The following is a 15,994-nucleotide window of genomic DNA, read 5'->3' as shown; positions in this document are numbered from 1 at the left end:
GTTGCTTCTACATAAATCAAAGTTGGTGAAGGAATGGTCCACGCGGCCGATTTAATACGCAAGGCCGTGATGAGGCTGGCTTGGCATAGCGGCTTTGCATCGCGGTCGCGCGCGCGTCTTGGCGGTCTCGGTTCAATCATCATGCTGCACAGGGTGCGGCCGGACTGCACAAGTCCGCTCGGCGTCAATCGTTCGCTCTCAATCTCTCCAGCCTTTCTCGACACAATACTGGTATCCCTTAAGTCGGAAGATATTGAGCTGGTTTCCATGGATGAAGCTGTCGCCCGCATTGCATCCGGCTCAAAGGGCGGGCGCCGTTTTGCGGCGGTCACGGTTGATGATGGCTATAGTGATAATCTCCATCATGCCTATCCGGTCTTTCAAAAACACCGTGCGCCTTTCACGGTTTATGCAACGCCCGGTCTTATAGAAGGCGCGGCTGTTTTGTGGTGGGAGGTGCTGGAACTTCTCGTCGCCAAGGCTAGCTTCATCAAGGCACCGAACGGCCAGGAATGGCGTTGCGCAACAATGTTCCAGAAGCGCGCGACATTTCACGCCTTGATGCGCTATTTCACCGAAACACTGACCGAACTCCAGCAAATGCCTGTCTTGCGGGAAATGTGCGACGCCCAGAACATGATTTGCGGTGTCGCTGCCGATCGCGATGTTATGAACTGGAAGGAATTGCGTCAGATCGCCACCGATCCGCTATGCACAATCGGCGCGCATTCCGTTCATCACTACAATCTCAAGCGATTGACACCCGAGATGGTTTCTTTCGAAATGCGGCAATCCGCAGATATGCTGGAAGAAAAATTGGGCAAACGACCGCAGCATTTCGCCTATCCTTATGGCTCGGTGAGAGCGGCGGGTGATCGTGAGGCATCATTGGCGGCGCAGGAAGGTTTTGTTTCGGCAGTGACAACCCGTCACGGCACCATCCACGCCGAACATCGGGCTCACATGCATATATTGCCGCGCATTTCGATCAATGGGCGTTTCCAGAAGCTGGTTTATGCGAAAACCATGATGAGTGGTGCGACCACACCTATCGCCAATGCGGGCAGGCGGATTATTCAGGCTTGAGTGCCTAGATTTTGGTCTTGGGCGCCTTCTCCATCCAGCTGATGATGAACATCGCCGGGACCACCCACAATATGCCTGTGCCGAAGAAGTAGAGCAGGTGGATCCACGGGCTGGCATCGCCAAGGAGAGCCACGGCAAAAATTGTCGCGACAATGGCGTAGACGCAGACTAGCGCGACCAGGAAAAATGTTCCGATGAGTTTCTTCAGCCTTACGGGCATTTTGCTATCCAATTGAGCGTTAGGTTGATCTATCTGTTAAATCCTCACTCGAAAAGCGAAAAAGCCACGCGAGGCTTGCAAACGCGACGGCGTGTCGCGTAAGCGCCGCTTGTCATGCACCGCAAGATGCTTCACCTATCCGGCTCTAAGGAGTTTTTGCATGGCCGCCCATATTACGTCCGAAGACGCGCTTGTCTTGGTGCAGGATCGCGAAGCGAGAAATCGCCAGCATATCCGTATCTGGTTGTATGCGGTGCTGGTGGTGCTGGCGACCATCGTGTTCGTGGGTGGTGCCACGCGTATGACGGGTTCGGGCCTCTCCATCACCGAATGGAAGCCGATCCACGGTATTATTCCGCCTATTGGATATGACCAGTGGATGGAAGAGTTTGATAAATACAGGCAGATTCCACAGTATCAACAATTGAACAAAGGCATGAGCCTGTTTGAGTTCAAGCAGATTTTCTGGTGGGAGTGGTCTCATAGGTTCCTTGCTCGGGGCGTTGGTTTTCTTGTTGCCCTGCCGCTGGCTTTCTTTTGGCTTACGGGCCGACTCGAGCGACGCCTCAGATGGCCCATGATTGGTATTTTGGCGCTAGGCGGTCTGCAAGGTGCCGTAGGCTGGTGGATGGTCGCCTCAGGGCTGGCTGTTCGGGTCGATGTCAGCCAATACCGTCTCGCTACACATTTGACTTTGGCTTGCATTATTTTCGCAGCCGTCATGTACGTGGCAAGAGGTTTGGCGGTCTATACTGAAAAACCGGCAGATCGCCCCATTCAGCGCTTTTCCGGCTGGCTGGTCGTGCTTGTATTCATTCAGATTTATCTTGGCGCCCTCGTTGCTGGCCTTGATGCGGGGCTGTCCTACAATACCTGGCCGCTAATGGATGGCTCAATCATCCCGGGCGACATGTTTCCTATTCAGCCGATTTGGCACAATTTCTTTGAAAACCCGAAGACTGTGCAATTCGTCCATCGCCTCTTTGCTTATTTCGTCTTTGCCATGGCGATCTGGCATGCTTTCTCAACCACGCGCATGGCGCCTGAGACAACGCATGCCCGACGTGCAGTTTTCTTCGCGCTGCTGGTCGCTGCTCAGGCCGCAATCGGCATTACCACATTGCTTATGCAAGTACCGATCGGGCTCGGATTGCTTCATCAGCTTTTTGCAATTGTTCTGCTTGGCTTTGCTGTGGCGCATTGGCGCGCAACAAAAGGCGCATATCCGCTTGAAACGAAGATTGTACAAGGAAACTGACTGCTTACAGTGAGAGACTCAGTTAGTTTGCAGGTCCTGACGCTAATCCTGTTAAGCATGCATATCGGAAACTAAAATTATGATCATCAGTGCGAGGCGGTCGCTGGCTACGGTAGTTGGCCTCGGTATCACGCAGATCATCGGTTATGGTACGCTTTTCTATAGTTTCAGTATTCTGGCTCCGGTTGTAGGGCAGGAGTTTGCTCAGACCCGAGAATGGCTGTTTGCGGCGTTTTCCGGAACGCTGTTGATTGGCGGCATTGTATCGCCATGGTCCGGTCGCTGGGCAGACAGGTTTGGGGCAGGGCGCGTCATGACCCTCGGCTCACTGGCTGCGGCGCTCTCCCTTGTTTTTTGCGCTGTCTCAACCAATTGGTGGATGTTTGCGGCCGCTTTGGTCACAACAGGCATAGCCACGCCTTTCATCCTTTATAACACTGCCTTTGCCGTGCTGGTACAAGTAGACCCACAGCTCGCACCGCGCCGGATAACCTATTTGACGTTGATGGGCGGTTTCTCGTCGACACTGTTCTGGCCGCTTGCCACAGCACTTTTGGACACCTTCACTTGGCGCGAAATCTTCCTGTTTTACGCCGTTTTGCAAGTCGCAGTCTGCTTCCCCATCCACTTCTGGCTGTCACAAATGACACGGCGCTCGGCGAAGATGACGCACAATGCTTCGCCTCAACCGCCCCATGCGATGGAGGCTGGCGGCTCGCTACAATATGATGATCGCAAAACTGCTCTTGTTCTTTTGGCAATGGGTTTTTCGCTGACGAGCTTCTCGCTTTCATCAATGCTTATTCATTTTGTACCAGTGCTCGGCGCGGTTGGGCTAGGCGCTTCCTCCGCAGTCTTCGTCGGGACGATGTTTGGACCGGCGCAATTTGCAAGCCGCCTCATCAATATGCTTATGGGTGGCCGATTCTCTGCGATGACCATCGCAATCGTTTCCACGGTAATGATCCCACTCGCATTCATGATGTTGCTGCTGCCAGCACCCATACCTTTGATTGCCGGAGCGGTCATGTTCGCTATTCTGTTTGGCATGGGATCGGGATTGAACAGCATCGTGCAGGGCACATTGCCGTTAGCGTTGTTCGGTCATCAGGGCTATGGCGAAATTCTCGGCAAAATCACCTCGTCTCGCCTGATCGTTTCTTCGGTGGCGCCTTTCATTTTTGCATTTCTGCTTGAGCATTTCGGGCCGACGGCAGCGCTCTTTGTCGTCGCCATTATCGCTATGCTGGGGGTCATGACATTCGTCGTGGTAGCAAGACTCGTAAAACGTTCAGGCGGCTGAGGCGAGCACCTCGCGGATAGTCGTCGCCACGGCAAGGCTGCGATCTCGCTCTTCGTGGTTCTTGTCTTCATCATGCCATGAAGCAGATAGGCATGCATGCGCCATGCCGAATTCCAGATAGTCTTTGCGATCACGCCTGAACACGTCTTCGAAAATCTTCGCCATGGTGGCCACGCGTTTCGGATCAGTACGCAGGTCAGTCCGTTCCACCGGATTGTAAAACATATTGGCGGCATCATAGGCCGGGTCGCCCAGCAATGCTTGCGGGTCGATAACCAACCAGCCACGTTTGCCAAAAAGAATGTTCTCATGGTGTATGTCACCATGCAGCGGCTGAATATCACGTTGGTTGTCGAGCAACCGGTCTGCAATTGCGGCCACGTCTACAAATATACTTCGCTCACCGGCCTTGCGGTCCTTCTCTGCCTTCTTGAAAAGGCTGGAAAATTGTTTCCGCAATGGCACGAAATCCGGTGAAACCGGTTTCTGACTGCGATAGGTTTCCTGCAATCGCTGGAATAGATCAGTGAAGATCAATGTTGCCGATGAATCGCCATGTTCATTCAGATGATCGAGCAGGGTGCGCGAGCCGCCATATTCCAGCAGGAGATTGTTGTCTTGTTGCTTGAGCACGCGCACGCACCCATGGCCATCATGCCATTCAAGATAGTGCGCGCCACGCAACTCATTTTCCATGCCGGTGGCATTCAACTGCTTAACCACAGCCTGCTCACCATTTTCCAACCGCACCATAATGATGCGGCTGGTATGGGTTTCTGTGAACAGTTCGGGTTCAGAAAGATACCATTCGGCTGGCAGGCTTTGCAGAAGATTGTCAGCCATGACCCAACATGAGATCAAGGTTCTGCACTGCCGCGCCCGAAGCGCCTTTTCCGAGATTGTCCAAAAGGGCTACGAGATTGACCTGCCCGGAGCCTTCCGTGCCGAACACGTAGAGCTTCATGATGTCCGTATCGCGCAGTTCTTCAGGGTCTAGACGGGGCAGGGTGGCGCTTGTTTCAAGCGATACGACCTGAACAATATTCTGGCCGTTATAATGAGCGGTCAGCGCAGCGTGGATATCCGCCATCGAAGCATTGCCGTTAAGATCGCTCGTATAGATCGGCACCTGAACAATCATGCCTTGGGCAAAGCGGCCAACGCTCGGGCTGAAGATCGGCTTGCGGTCAAGGCGACCATGCAGCTGCAGTTCCGGAACATGCTTGTGCTTGAGTGGCATTGCATAGAGGAAATGATTGGACGCGATATGGTCTGGCGCGTCAGGGTTTTCCATCTGCGCGATCATCTGCTTGCCACCGCCCGTATAGCCCGAAACCGCATTGACCGAAATTGGATAATCGGCCGGCAATATGCCAGCATCACGCAATGGGCGGATCAGCGAAATCGCGCCGGTGGGATAGCAGCCGGGATTGGCGACAAGCCGCGCTTTGGCGATCTTTTCGCGCTGCGCATTGTCGAGTTCCGCAAAGCCATAGACCCAGTCAGGGTGAACGCGGTGCGCTGTCGCCGTGTCGATAATCTTGGTGGAATTGTTTCCTTCGAGAATAGCAACGGCTTCCTTTGAAGCTTCATCCGGCAGGCAAAGAATCGCCACATCCGCAGCCTTCAGAAACTCCTCGCGCAAATCCTTGTTACGCCGTTCGGCTTCAGGAATGGAGATGACTTCTAGATCATCGCGCCCCGCAAGCCGGGTGCGAATTTGCAAACCTGTGGTGCCGTGTTCGCCGTCGATAAATATTTTCGGTTTCATCAAAATACCCTTGGAAGCTTTGAATTCAGATAGTTAGCGAGAAAAGCGGATTCAATGTGGGAGGTTGCCGAAAATCAAATTTAAACTGATGAGTTAGCTGGGGTGATTTTCGAGAACCGGAGCGCAGTGGACGTTCTTGTCCATGAGCACCGGAAGCACAGAAAATCGCATCAGATAGCCATCAGGTTGGATTTGATCGGTTGGCCTTCTGTTCGGCCAATATACCTAAATAATACATCGCTATTGTGGCACCTGCGATTGCCGTCACATCCGCATGATCATAGGCAGGGGCGACCTCCACTACATCCGCACCGATAATATTTAGATCGGTCAGATGGCGCAGAACCGACAGAATCTTTGCCGATGACGGGCCGCCTGCGACGGGCGTTCCGGTTCCCGGTGCAAAGGCCGGATCAAGACAATCAATGTCAAAGGTCAGGTAGACCGGCTTGCCAGCGGTGCGAGCGATGATCTGCCTGGCAATTTCCGCCGCCGAAAGCTCCTCAACCTCGTAGCCATAAACGATCTTCAGTCCGCAATCATCCGGCGCATGCGTACGGATACCGACCTGAATCGAATGGGCAGGATCGATAACACCATCGCGTGCCGCACGGCCAACAAATGAACCATGATCAATACGCTTGCCATCATCGAACCAAGTGTCCTGATGCGCGTCGAACTGCACGAGAGCAACCGGTCCATGTTTTGCCGCATGCGCCTTCAGGATCGGCCATGTGACGAAATGATCGCCGCCAAGCGAAAGCAGGAACGCCCCGGATTTGATTATTTTGGCCGCTTCCCGCTCAATCGTGGCCGGTGTCTTTTGATGATTGCCATAGTCGAGCAGGCAATCGCCATAATCAATCACGGCCAGATCTTCGAACAGATCGCGCTGGAAGGGATATTGCGGGTCATTGTCAAAGATTGCCGAGGCCCGGCGGATTGCCTGCGGACCAAACCTTGCGCCAGGGCGATTGGAAACTGCAGCATCAAATGGAATGCCCCAGATAACAGCCTCTGCCCCATTGAGATTCTTGGTATAGCGCCTGCGCATGAATGAGAGCGCGCCCGCATGTGTGGGATCAGTCGCTGCGCTGGTCAGCGTGCGAGCTGTAAAGGCATGATCGATGGATTTCGAGGGCATTGGTTTTCCAACTCCGGGAGTTCTGGCATTTCTGTTGTACGTGGTTCCACAAGCTCACCATGAGGAAGGGAGACGCCTGAACCGGCGATCTTGTAGGATATCCCGAAGAGTTCCCATCAGATGAAGGCAACCCGGATTCCTCATGGTGAGCTTGTCGAACCACGCACAGCGGCGAAGCTATCTCAAGTATATCTCAGCGCAACAAAAAAGCGGACCCGAGGGCCCGCTTTCTGTTCTGTCCGTATAAAGCGATATTAGCGCTTTGAGAACTGGAACGAACGACGGGCTTTCGCCTTGCCGTACTTTTTGCGTTCTACAACGCGGCTGTCGCGTGTAAGGAAGCCGCCCTTTTTCAGAACGCCGCGCAGTGCAGGTTCGAAATAGGTGAGGGCCTTGGAAATGCCGTGACGAACAGCACCAGCCTGACCGGAAAGACCACCACCGGCAACGGTAGCGATGATGTCATACTGGCCAGCGCGGTTAGCAGCAACGATTGGCTGCTGCAGGATCATCTGCAGAACCGGACGAGCGAAATATGCGCCATATTCCTTGTCGTTGACAACGATCTTGCCGGAACCTGGCTTGATCCAGACGCGGGCAACCGCATCCTTACGCTTGCCGGTTGCATATGCACGGCCCTTGGCATCGAGCTTCTGGACATGAACAGGTGCAGCAGCCTGCGTCGATGCAGCAGCTGTACCGAGTTCTGCGAGCGAGTTGAGCTCAGCCATTCTTATGCGCTCCTTTTGTTCTTGGAATTCAGCGCGCCAACGTCGAGGACTTCAGGTGCCTGCGCTTCATGTGGGTGGTTGGAACCGGCATAAACGCGCAGGTTCTTCATCTGGCGACGGCCGAGCGGTCCACGTGGAACCATGCGCTCAACTGCCTTTTCGACAACACGCTCAGGAAAACGGCCGGAAAGCAGCTGACCAGCTGTACGTTCCTTGATGCCGCCTGGGTGGCCGGTGTGCCAGTAATAAATCTTGTCCGAAAGCTTCTTGCCTGTGAAGGCAACCTTGTCGGCATTGATGATGATGACATTGTCGCCATCGTCAACATGCGGGGTAAAGGTAGCTTTGTGCTTGCCGCGCAGGATGTTTGCGACGATGGTGGCGAGACGGCCGACGACGAGATCCGTCGCGTCGATCAGGATCCACTTTTTCGTCACATCTGCCGGCTTCTGTGTGAAGGTAGCCATTTGTGTTGTCCTTGAGATCATCCTTCATAAAAGAAGGCTTTTCTTGTTGCTTGGGTTGTGAAGATCATGAAATCCGCACAACAATGAAAAACGGCGGGAAGCCCCACCGCAGTCATGGGTCTCAATAAAGGCTCAAATGGAGAGCGTCAAGTCGTTAATTTCGACATATAATATAAATAGGTAAGCAAAATCAATAACTTGTAAGAAAGGTATTATATTACCACATCTTGGCGCATTGTTTTTGCAGCTTGCAACCGGACGTTGGTTGCGATATGTGATCTATTACATCACATTCGAGGAATGATCAGAAGTTTTCGCCATAAGGGACTTGAGGTTTTCTTTGAAACGGGTTCCACCCGGAGATCAATGCTGCGCATGTGAAGCGATTGTCTCGAATACTGGCCTTTCTCGACCGCGCTTCCGTACCTGAGGATCTTTCTATTCCAGGCTGGAGACTTCACCGACTTCAAGGGGTCTCTGGAAGGTTTTTGGTCGATTTCCGTCAGTGGAAATTGGCGGATCATTTTCCGGTTTAATGATGTCGAACTCGTCGATTATCTGGATTATCATTGAGGAATAATGACATGGGACAGTTTAATCCCCCGCATCCCGGTCAAACCCTCCTGGAGGATGTTTTACCAGCGCTTGCCATATCGGTGACCGAGCTTGCGCGCAGGCTAGGATTTGCGCGTGAAACCCTGTCCCGCATTATGCATGGTCATGCGCCCATAAGCCCAGACCTTGCTGTACGCTTGGAGCGTGCAGGTATTGGCAGGGCAAAGGTCTGGCTTGGCGTGCAGGCTGATTACGATTTATGGCAAGCGGAGCATCGTGAGCAACCGCCTATCGAACGTTTCGCCAATCTGTCGTAGTTAAAGCGGCACCCCTAAAGTTCGCCAGCCTCTCCCTTTAGGGGGTGATTGGCGGTTTTCATGAGCCATCCAATCCGTCAAATAGTGCTGTTGAAAGATAGCGTTCGGCAAAGGAGGGGATGATCACAACGATATTCTTGCCCTTGTTTTCCGGGCGCTTGCCAACCTCGATCGCTGCTGTCAGCGCCGCGCCTGAGGAAATGCCAACGGGCACGCCTTCAATACGCGCGACCAGTCTTGCATTGGCAAAGGAATCCTCATTGGAAACCTGGACCACCTCATCGTAGATATGGGTGTCGAGCACGCTCGGCGCAAAACCGGCGCCGATTCCTTGAATCTTGTGCGGTCCGGGATTGCCGCCTGAAAGCACGGGCGAATCTCTGGGTTCGACTGCAATGATCTGCACACTTGGTTTACGCTGCTTCAGCACCTGACCGACGCCGGTGATCGTGCCGCCCGTGCCGATGCCGGAAATGAGAATATCGACCGCACCGTCCGTATCGTTCCAGATTTCCTCGGCTGTCGTCTTGCGATGAATTTCAGGATTGGCCGGATTGTCGAACTGGCCGGGAATGATTGCGCCCGGCGTGGTTTCAACGAGTTCATTGGCTTTGGCGATAGCGCCCATCATGCCCTTTGCGCCTTCCGTTAGCACCAATTCGGCACCAAGCAACTTGAGCATCTTGCGGCGCTCGACGGACATGGTTTCCGGCATGGTAAGGATAAGGCGATAGCCCTTTGCTGCGGCGGCAAAGGCGAGTGCAATGCCTGTATTGCCGGATGTCGGTTCCACAAAAACCGTCTTTCCCGGTACAGCTTTGCCCTGATCTTCCAATGATTGGATCAGCGCAACACCGATACGATCCTTGACGCTGGAAATCGGATTGAAAAATTCAAGCTTAGCCAGAAGATTTGCAACGACGCCGTTTTCCTTGGCGAACTTGTCGAGACGCACAAGCGGCGTGTCGCCAATAGTATCGACAATAGAGTTGTAGATACGGCCACGGCCCGGCTTGCGTAGCGTGTCGCTGCTCATGATATTCTCCCGAATTGAAATTGTTCTGGCCGCGATCTTATGGCTCTTGGCAGAAAATTCATAGTCGGGTACGTGCACAAAGGCGGGGAGGAATGGAAAATTAAACTAATAATCCATTCCTGTTAGAATATGAATCCAAGTCAGCCAGCGCGACCAGCGATAGCCAATGCCGCGCCAGCCATAAAAGCGGCAGCTGTACGGTTAAGACGCTTGAGAGCGCGGGGAGAGGCGAGCAGACCGCGTGCCTTGGCGGCCAGCGCAAGATAGGGCACGAGCACAATCATCAGCACAATCACCGTTAAGACAGCGAGAATGGAATAGTCAGCCAGAGTAATGGATTTCAGATCAACCAGCGTCGGTGTCAGCGCGATGTAGAAAAGCATGGTTTTTGGATTGCCTAGTGTCAGCGTCAGTCCAGCTAGAATAGCTGAAATATTGCCGCTGCGGCTTTTACTCGCTTCGATTCTCTCGGTCGAAATGCCAGTCGTCCACAGCTTCCAGGCCAGATAGGTGAGGTAGGCAACGCCAGCCCACTTTATGATCAGGAACAACGTACCGAACGTTTGCGCCACAACTGCAAGGCCCAGTACGACCGCGGTAAGATAGGTAAGATCACCAAGGACAAGCCCGATGGACATGAACAGGGAAGAGCGGAAGCCAGAGCCCAGCGCGCGGGCGACAAGGGCAGTTACGCCCGGTCCAGGAATGGCTGCGGCAATAGCGAGTGCGCCCGAATAGGCGATAAAACCTGTAAGTGTCATGAAGAAATCCGGCACTGGTAATTGAATGGTGCGCAACATACTCCCGCGCCTGCACCGTGTCTATCGGGCCTTTTCAACAGTGTTTATCAATTTTATTGATGATTGTGGTCAAGTTAATCGGCACACTGCGGTTGTACGGCTACCCAACTCTTACCTTGAAATTTTTGATCAAACGCTCTAGTTTAGAATTATTCTAATTTAGGAATATCCCATGTTTAGCCGTTTTTTTGGTCACCACCGTTACGACCTTGCTTCCTTGTCGGAACAGCAGATTTTAGCCCTCGCCATTTCCTCCGAAGAGGATGATGCGCGCATCTATCTCGCCTATGCGGATGGTTTACGGGAGGATTTTCCGCAAAGCGCCAAGGTGTTTGAAGACATGGCGGAGGAGGAGAACAGCCATCGCCAGGCGCTGATTGATCTTCATGTTCAGCGGTTCGGCAACCGCATTCCTTTGATCCGCCGCGAACATGTGCGGGGCTATATCGAGCGTAAACCTGACTGGCTCCTGCGCCCACTCGGAATCGATAAGGTCCGTGAGATGGCGGAAAAAATGGAGGAGCAGGCCTATCGCTTCTATATGGAGTCGGTAAAACTCGTTAGCGATGCTTCAACCCGCAAGCTGCTTGGTGATCTGGCCGTCGCCGAAAAAGTCCATGAATCGTTGGCGCATCGCCTTGGTGTGCAACATACGCCGTACGATGTGCAGCAGGAAGAGAAGCAGACGGAGCGCCGCCAGTTTCTGTTGACCTATATCCAGCCTGGTCTGGCGGGTCTTATGGATGGTTCCGTTTCCACGCTCGCGCCAATTTTCGCAGCCGCCTTTGCAACGCAGGACACTTGGCAAACTTTTCTCGTCGGCCTGTCCGCATCGCTTGGTGCGGGTATTTCCATGGGCTTTACCGAGGCTGCGCATGATGATGGCAAGCTGTCCGGACGCGGGTCACCGCTCAAGCGCGGCCTTGCCAATGGTCTGATGACAACAATCGGCGGGCTCGGCCACGCCTTACCTTATCTGATCACCAATTTTTGGACCGCAACAACAATTGCTGCGCTGGTAGTTTTCGTCGAGCTTTGGGCGATTGCATTCATCCAGCACAAATATATGGAAACGCCCTTCTTCCGCGCTGCCATACAGGTTGTGCTTGGTGGCGGATTGGTGCTGGCGACAGGCATTTTGATCGGCAATGCCTGACGCTTATAAGTTGGCATGAACGCTTTGCGTGCTTCGACAAGCTCAGCATGAGGGACGTGGATTGATCGCATGGAGATGTTATTCCGTTGAGTGGAGGTAATGCAATCATTACCTCCACTCATGCTGAGCTTGTCGAAGCACGCAGAGAAGAAATGCAATCTGCTTTGCGGCGAATATCAGCTTCTTGGCGGGATGGAATAGGTTGCTGTTGCATGGGCAACCAGTTCGCTGCTGGCCCCGCTGGTAATGGCAATGTCCACCACGGCAAGACGCTTGCCAAGTTTTAAAAGCGTAGCTCTTGCCTCCAGGGGACCAATTTCAGGCTTGCGCAGGAAATTGATGTTCAGATTGGTTGTAACAGCCAGCGCGACAGGGCCGATTTGAGCAAGAATGGCCATATAGGCGGTAATGTCCGCCAATGCGAACAGGGTTGGCCCTGACACCGTGCCTCCGGGGCGCAAATGTTTCACAGTCGGCTCCAGACGCATCACAGCATAGCCAGCGCCGGCATCAACAACAGTGTAAGCAATGCCGTCTGCGTTAACCTGCGGAAACTCCTCTTCAAGAAACGCTGTCAGGGCTTTTGCGCTCATTAATGCAGCCATTATCGCTGTTCCCTTGCTGTTTTGTTTACACTTAGACTGTTACTATTGACGCTGCTTGGTCTTTACAAGGATGGGGCCGTTTTATGAAACCGCCAGGAATAGTTGTCACCTCTGTTTTGCTCACCGTTGGGTATGCGGGTTTTTTCGCCACGCGGCCCGCGCCGCCCTTGGCGCCTGTTATAGAACGCTACCAAATGCCGGATCGGGCCGTGGCTTTGAATGAAGAGATCGTGACGCGTTTCCTTTATGGCTATGCGCCAGTCGCCGCCGCACAGCGCGAACTTGATGAGGACGATGAAGCATCCGTCCGGACCGCAATACTTGACGCGAAGGCGCGGGAATTCGGCTTTGCCAGCTATGCCGATTGGCTCGATACAAACAACACGATCATGGTCACCTATCATTGGGCCACCCATCCACAACCCCAACAGGAAGTGGAAAAGGCCATCGCCTCGGTTCCCACAATGGTTGCTCTCTCACCCGAGCAAAAAGCAGAAGCAATCAACGGCTTGAAAAGCGGTCTGGCCCAGATTCAAAATGCCAGACCGTCGCTGGAAAATATCGTAATCGTAGAGCGTCATTTGCGCTCATTGAAGCCATTCTATAATCAGTGGGTACGGCAGCAATAAGCAACGAGGCCACATAAGTACGAGGAATGCCATGGGAGAAGTTCACGCCATCCGCAAGGAAGGGCAGGTTAGCCCTATTGTCGGTCATGAGCTGTTGGACGGCATATTGCGTCTGACATTGCAAAACGCTCCGGCCAACGCTTTGTCGATTGCGATGATGCAATTGCTATTGGAACACCTTCGATCGGCAAGAGAAGACAAGGCAGTTCGCGTTATCGTTATCGATTCATCGCTGAAATTGTTTTCGGCAGGCCACGACCTCAAGGAATTGTCGAGCCATCGCTCCGACGAAGATCGTGGCCGTGCCTTTTTCGAACAAACCATGCGCTTATGCGCGGAATTGATGCAGGCTATCGTCAGCCATCCAAAACCTGTGATTGCTGGCGTTGACGGGCTTGCAACCGCCGCCGGATGTCAACTGGTTGCCTCTTGCGATCTGGCAGTTTGTTCAGACAAATCCACCTTCTGCACGCCGGGCGTAAATATCGGTCTTTTTTGCTCGACGCCGATGGTCGCGCTGTCGCGCAATGTGTCGCGCAAACAGGCTATGGAAATGCTGCTGACCGGCGAAACCATTGATGCTTCAACTGCGCGCGAGTTTGGACTGGTAAACCGGGTTGTGCCACAGGAGTATCTGAATCAGATTGTCAGGAAATATGCTCAAGCCATTGCAGCCAAATCACCTTTGGTACTGAAAATCGGCAAGGAAGCATTCTACAAACAGGCAGAAATGGACCTTGCCAGCGCCTATGATTACACGGCGCAGGTTATGGTTGAAAATATGCTGGCCCGGGATGCCGAAGAGGGCATCGGTGCCTTTATGGAAAAACGCAAACCCGAATGGACGGGCGAGTGAGCGGCATGGATCACGACCACTACCCCGACGATTATATTCGCGGCATTCTCTCGTCTGTTAAAATTATCGCCATGGTTGGCGCTTCGGCCAATGAGGTGAGGCCGAGTTTCTTTGTGATGAAATATCTCCTTGCAAAAGGCTATCAGGTTATCCCCGTCAATCCGGGACAAGCCGGGAAAAACATTCTCGGGCAACTGACTTATGCACGTTTGGCGGATATTCCGGAGCCCATTGATATGGTCGATGTGTTTCGCGCTTCCGATGCTGTCCCTGCCATTGTCGATGAAGTTCTGGCGCTCAACCCTTTGCCGAAAGTCATCTGGACACAACTTACGGTACGCAATGACGAGGCTGCGCGAAAAGCGGAGGCGGCGGGAATTCAGGTGGTCATGAACCGCTGCCCGAAAATTGAATATGCGCGTCTTTGTGGCGAAATCGGATGGAGCGGAGTGAACTCGCGGGTTCTTTCTTCCAAAAAGCCAATTCTTGGAAAAGGCTTTCAGAGTTTCGGATTGAACCGTCTGAAGTAAGCCGAGGCTTGAATCAAATTCATCGATATTCGGACCGCATTTCAACGAAACCACACCAATTTCCTGCAAAGCACAGCAATCTTACCCAAAAACTGCCGAAAATTGCTCAAAATTTGAAATCTGGAGATGCAATTTAGTTGTGGCCGGTTGAGTCTGGCAAACTTTGCCGATTGAAAAATCTTTCCTTGGCGGGGGCTCGACTATCCCCTAGCTTGCCTCCATCACTTGCTTTGGAGGAATTGGAATATGGCAAATCGTGCACCCGGAATTGAAACATTGGCAGTTCACGCCGGAGCACAGCCAGACCCGGCGACCGGGGCGCGGGCAACTCCAATCTACCAGACGACCGCGTTCGTCTTCGACGATGCTGACCATGCCGCTTCTCTTTTTGGTCTCAAGGCTTTCGGCAACATTTATACGAGAATTACCAATCCAACCAATGCCGTACTGGAAGAACGTGTTGCAGCGCTTGAAGGTGGTACGGCCGCATTGGCGGTTGCATCGGGTCATGCTGCACAGCTTCTGGTGTTTCATACGTTGATGCAGCCTGGCGATAATTTTGTCGCTTCCAACAAGCTTTATGGCGGTTCGATCAATCAATTCGGCCAGTCGTTCAAATCTTTTGACTGGCGTGTTCGCTGGGCTGACGGCACTGATCCCACGGCTTTTGAAGCGCAGATCGATGAACGCACCAGAGCCATTTTCATCGAGAGCATTGCCAACCCCGGCGGTATCATTTCTGATATCTCTGCCATTGCGGAAATTGCCCATAGGCATGGAATTCCGCTCATTGTGGATAACACTTTGGCATCACCCTATCTCATCCGGCCAATCGAGCATGGTGCTGATATTGTTATACATTCTGCTACGAAGTTTCTGGGCGGCCATGGCAATTCCATGGGCGGGATCATTGTCGATGGCGGCACGTTTGACTGGTCGAAATCCGGTAATTACCCGCTGCTTTCCGAGCCTCGTTCGGAATATAACGGCATTGTTCTCCACGAAACTTTTGGCAATTTTGCCTTTGCCATTGCTGCGCGCGTTCTTGGTCTTCGCGATCTTGGCCCGGCTCTTTCACCCTTCAATGCATTCCTGATTGCCACCGGTATCGAGACCTTGCCGCTGCGTATGCAGCGTCATGTAGACAATACGCTCGAAGTCGCTAAGTGGTTGAAATCTCACGCGAAAGTCAGCTGGGTCAGCTATGCCGGTCTCCCGGACGATCCCTATAATGCGCTTCAGAAGAAATACTCCCCTCATGGCGGTGGTGCTGTTTTTACATTCGGTCTGAAGGGCGGCTATGATGCCGGAGTGAAGCTCGTTGAAAACCTTGAGCTTTTTTCCCATCTGGCAAATATCGGCGATACCAAGTCACTGGTTATTCACCCGGCTTCAACCACCCACCGTCAGTTGGGTGATGCGCAGAAGATTGCTGCCGGTGCGGGCCCTGATGTTGTGCGCCTGTCTATTGGCATTGAGAACGTCACCGATATTATTGCTGACCTCGATCAGGCCTTGGCGAAAGTGTAA

The 15,994-nt window shown here is 53.0% G+C and carries 19 protein-coding genes; 10 read left to right on the top strand and 9 right to left on the bottom strand.

Annotated features, from left to right (window positions below; translation table 11 throughout):
• Nucleotides 1–33 precede the first annotated feature (33 nt).
• Nucleotides 34–1,086, top strand: coding sequence for a polysaccharide deacetylase family protein (locus ACTJI9_RS04995; protein ID WP_440806427.1), 1,053 nt, complete (start codon nt 34–36; stop codon nt 1,084–1,086).
• Between the two features lie 4 nt (nt 1,087–1,090).
• On the opposite strand, the gene ACTJI9_RS04990 is transcribed toward ACTJI9_RS04995, so the two are convergent.
• The gene (locus ACTJI9_RS04990; RefSeq protein ID WP_440806425.1) at nt 1,091–1,306 is read right to left on the bottom strand and encodes a DUF2842 domain-containing protein; all 216 of its coding nucleotides are present in this window, start codon (nt 1,304–1,306) and stop codon (nt 1,091–1,093) included.
• 160 nt (nt 1,307–1,466) lie between these two features.
• On the opposite strand from ACTJI9_RS04990, the gene ACTJI9_RS04985 reads away from it, so the two are divergent.
• The gene (locus ACTJI9_RS04985) at nt 1,467–2,564 is read left to right on the top strand and encodes a COX15/CtaA family protein (protein WP_440806422.1); all 1,098 of its coding nucleotides are present in this window, start codon (nt 1,467–1,469) and stop codon (nt 2,562–2,564) included.
• A 79-nt stretch (nt 2,565–2,643) separates the two neighbouring features.
• Nucleotides 2,644–3,867 carry an arsenite efflux MFS transporter ArsK gene (gene arsK, locus ACTJI9_RS04980; RefSeq protein ID WP_440806420.1) on the top strand — a complete coding sequence of 408 codons (1,224 nt, stop codon included), beginning with the start codon at nt 2,644–2,646 and terminating at the stop codon, nt 3,865–3,867.
• Here the strand turns inward: arsK and ACTJI9_RS04975 are convergent.
• From ACTJI9_RS04975 to rplM, 5 genes are all read right to left on the bottom strand, one after another.
• Nucleotides 3,856–4,710 (bottom strand): aminoglycoside phosphotransferase family protein, encoded by an 855-nt coding sequence (locus ACTJI9_RS04975; RefSeq protein ID WP_440806417.1) that lies wholly within the window; start codon nt 4,708–4,710, stop codon nt 3,856–3,858. The genes arsK and ACTJI9_RS04975 overlap by 12 nt on opposite strands.
• Nucleotides 4,703–5,638 (bottom strand): N-acetyl-gamma-glutamyl-phosphate reductase, encoded by a 936-nt coding sequence (argC, locus tag ACTJI9_RS04970; protein ID WP_440806415.1) that lies wholly within the window; start codon nt 5,636–5,638, stop codon nt 4,703–4,705. Before argC ends, ACTJI9_RS04975 begins: the two co-directional genes overlap by 8 nt.
• Nucleotides 5,639–5,819: 181 nt before the next feature.
• Entirely contained in the window at nt 5,820–6,782 is a 963-nt protein-coding gene (gene speB, locus ACTJI9_RS04965; RefSeq protein WP_440806414.1) for an agmatinase, read from the bottom strand.
• Between the two features lie 254 nt (nt 6,783–7,036).
• A complete protein-coding gene (rpsI, locus tag ACTJI9_RS04960) occupies nt 7,037–7,513 on the bottom strand; it encodes a 30S ribosomal protein S9 (RefSeq protein ID WP_122084539.1) in 477 nt (158 codons plus the stop codon).
• Nucleotides 7,514–7,515: 2 nt separating this feature from the next.
• Entirely contained in the window at nt 7,516–7,980 is a 465-nt protein-coding gene (gene rplM / locus ACTJI9_RS04955) for a 50S ribosomal protein L13 (RefSeq protein ID WP_115051695.1), read from the bottom strand.
• Between the two features lie 426 nt (nt 7,981–8,406).
• On the opposite strand from rplM, the gene ACTJI9_RS04950 reads away from it, so the two are divergent.
• Together ACTJI9_RS04950 and ACTJI9_RS04945 are read left to right on the top strand one after the other, a co-directional pair.
• Nucleotides 8,407–8,553: a type II toxin-antitoxin system RelE/ParE family toxin gene (locus ACTJI9_RS04950; protein ID WP_440806927.1), complete on the top strand. Its 147-nt coding sequence runs from the start codon at nt 8,407–8,409 to the stop codon at nt 8,551–8,553.
• 11 nt (nt 8,554–8,564) lie between these two features.
• Nucleotides 8,565–8,852 (top strand): HigA family addiction module antitoxin, encoded by a 288-nt coding sequence (locus ACTJI9_RS04945; RefSeq protein ID WP_115051694.1) that lies wholly within the window; start codon nt 8,565–8,567, stop codon nt 8,850–8,852.
• Nucleotides 8,853–8,910: 58 nt separating this feature from the next.
• Here ACTJI9_RS04945 and cysK read toward each other — a convergent pair whose 3' ends face one another.
• Both cysK and ACTJI9_RS04935 read right to left on the bottom strand, forming a co-directional pair.
• The gene (gene cysK / locus ACTJI9_RS04940; protein WP_440806409.1) at nt 8,911–9,888 is read right to left on the bottom strand and encodes a cysteine synthase A; all 978 of its coding nucleotides are present in this window, start codon (nt 9,886–9,888) and stop codon (nt 8,911–8,913) included.
• Between the two features lie 140 nt (nt 9,889–10,028).
• Nucleotides 10,029–10,649, bottom strand: a complete 621-nt coding sequence (locus ACTJI9_RS04935) for a LysE family translocator (protein WP_115052179.1) — start codon at nt 10,647–10,649, stop codon at nt 10,029–10,031.
• A gap of 211 nt (nt 10,650–10,860) precedes the next feature.
• Between ACTJI9_RS04935 and mbfA the strand changes: the two genes are divergently transcribed.
• Complete coding sequence (mbfA, locus tag ACTJI9_RS04930; protein WP_440806407.1) at nt 10,861–11,844, top strand: iron exporter MbfA; 984 nt, start codon at nt 10,861–10,863, stop codon at nt 11,842–11,844.
• Nucleotides 11,845–12,020: 176 nt separating this feature from the next.
• Here the strand turns inward: mbfA and ACTJI9_RS04925 are convergent, their stop codons facing one another.
• Nucleotides 12,021–12,449, bottom strand: a complete 429-nt coding sequence (locus ACTJI9_RS04925; RefSeq protein ID WP_115051691.1) for a PaaI family thioesterase — start codon at nt 12,447–12,449, stop codon at nt 12,021–12,023.
• 83 nt (nt 12,450–12,532) lie between these two features.
• Between ACTJI9_RS04925 and ACTJI9_RS04920 the strand changes: the two genes are divergently transcribed.
• The 4 genes from ACTJI9_RS04920 to ACTJI9_RS04905 all read left to right on the top strand — a co-directional run bounded on the left by ACTJI9_RS04920 (nt 12,533) and on the right by ACTJI9_RS04905 (nt 15,994).
• A complete protein-coding gene (locus ACTJI9_RS04920) occupies nt 12,533–13,078 on the top strand; it encodes a hypothetical protein (RefSeq protein ID WP_307284270.1) in 546 nt (181 codons plus the stop codon).
• Between the two features lie 31 nt (nt 13,079–13,109).
• On the top strand, nt 13,110–13,934 hold the full coding sequence (locus ACTJI9_RS04915) for an enoyl-CoA hydratase (protein WP_440806402.1): 825 nt from the start codon (nt 13,110–13,112) through the stop codon (nt 13,932–13,934).
• Nucleotides 13,935–13,939: 5 nt separating this feature from the next.
• On the top strand, nt 13,940–14,464 hold the full coding sequence (locus ACTJI9_RS04910; protein WP_336441925.1) for a CoA-binding protein: 525 nt from the start codon (nt 13,940–13,942) through the stop codon (nt 14,462–14,464).
• Between the two features lie 246 nt (nt 14,465–14,710).
• Nucleotides 14,711–15,994, top strand: coding sequence for an O-acetylhomoserine aminocarboxypropyltransferase (locus ACTJI9_RS04905; protein WP_115051687.1), 1,284 nt, complete (start codon nt 14,711–14,713; stop codon nt 15,992–15,994).

Source organism: Phyllobacterium sp. 22552 (genome assembly GCF_052044585.1).
Taxonomy (GTDB): Bacteria; Pseudomonadota; Alphaproteobacteria; order Rhizobiales; family Rhizobiaceae; genus Phyllobacterium; species Phyllobacterium ifriqiyense.
Note: the sequence above shows the minus strand (reverse complement) of the source record. Positions and strands in the feature narration are given on the sequence as shown.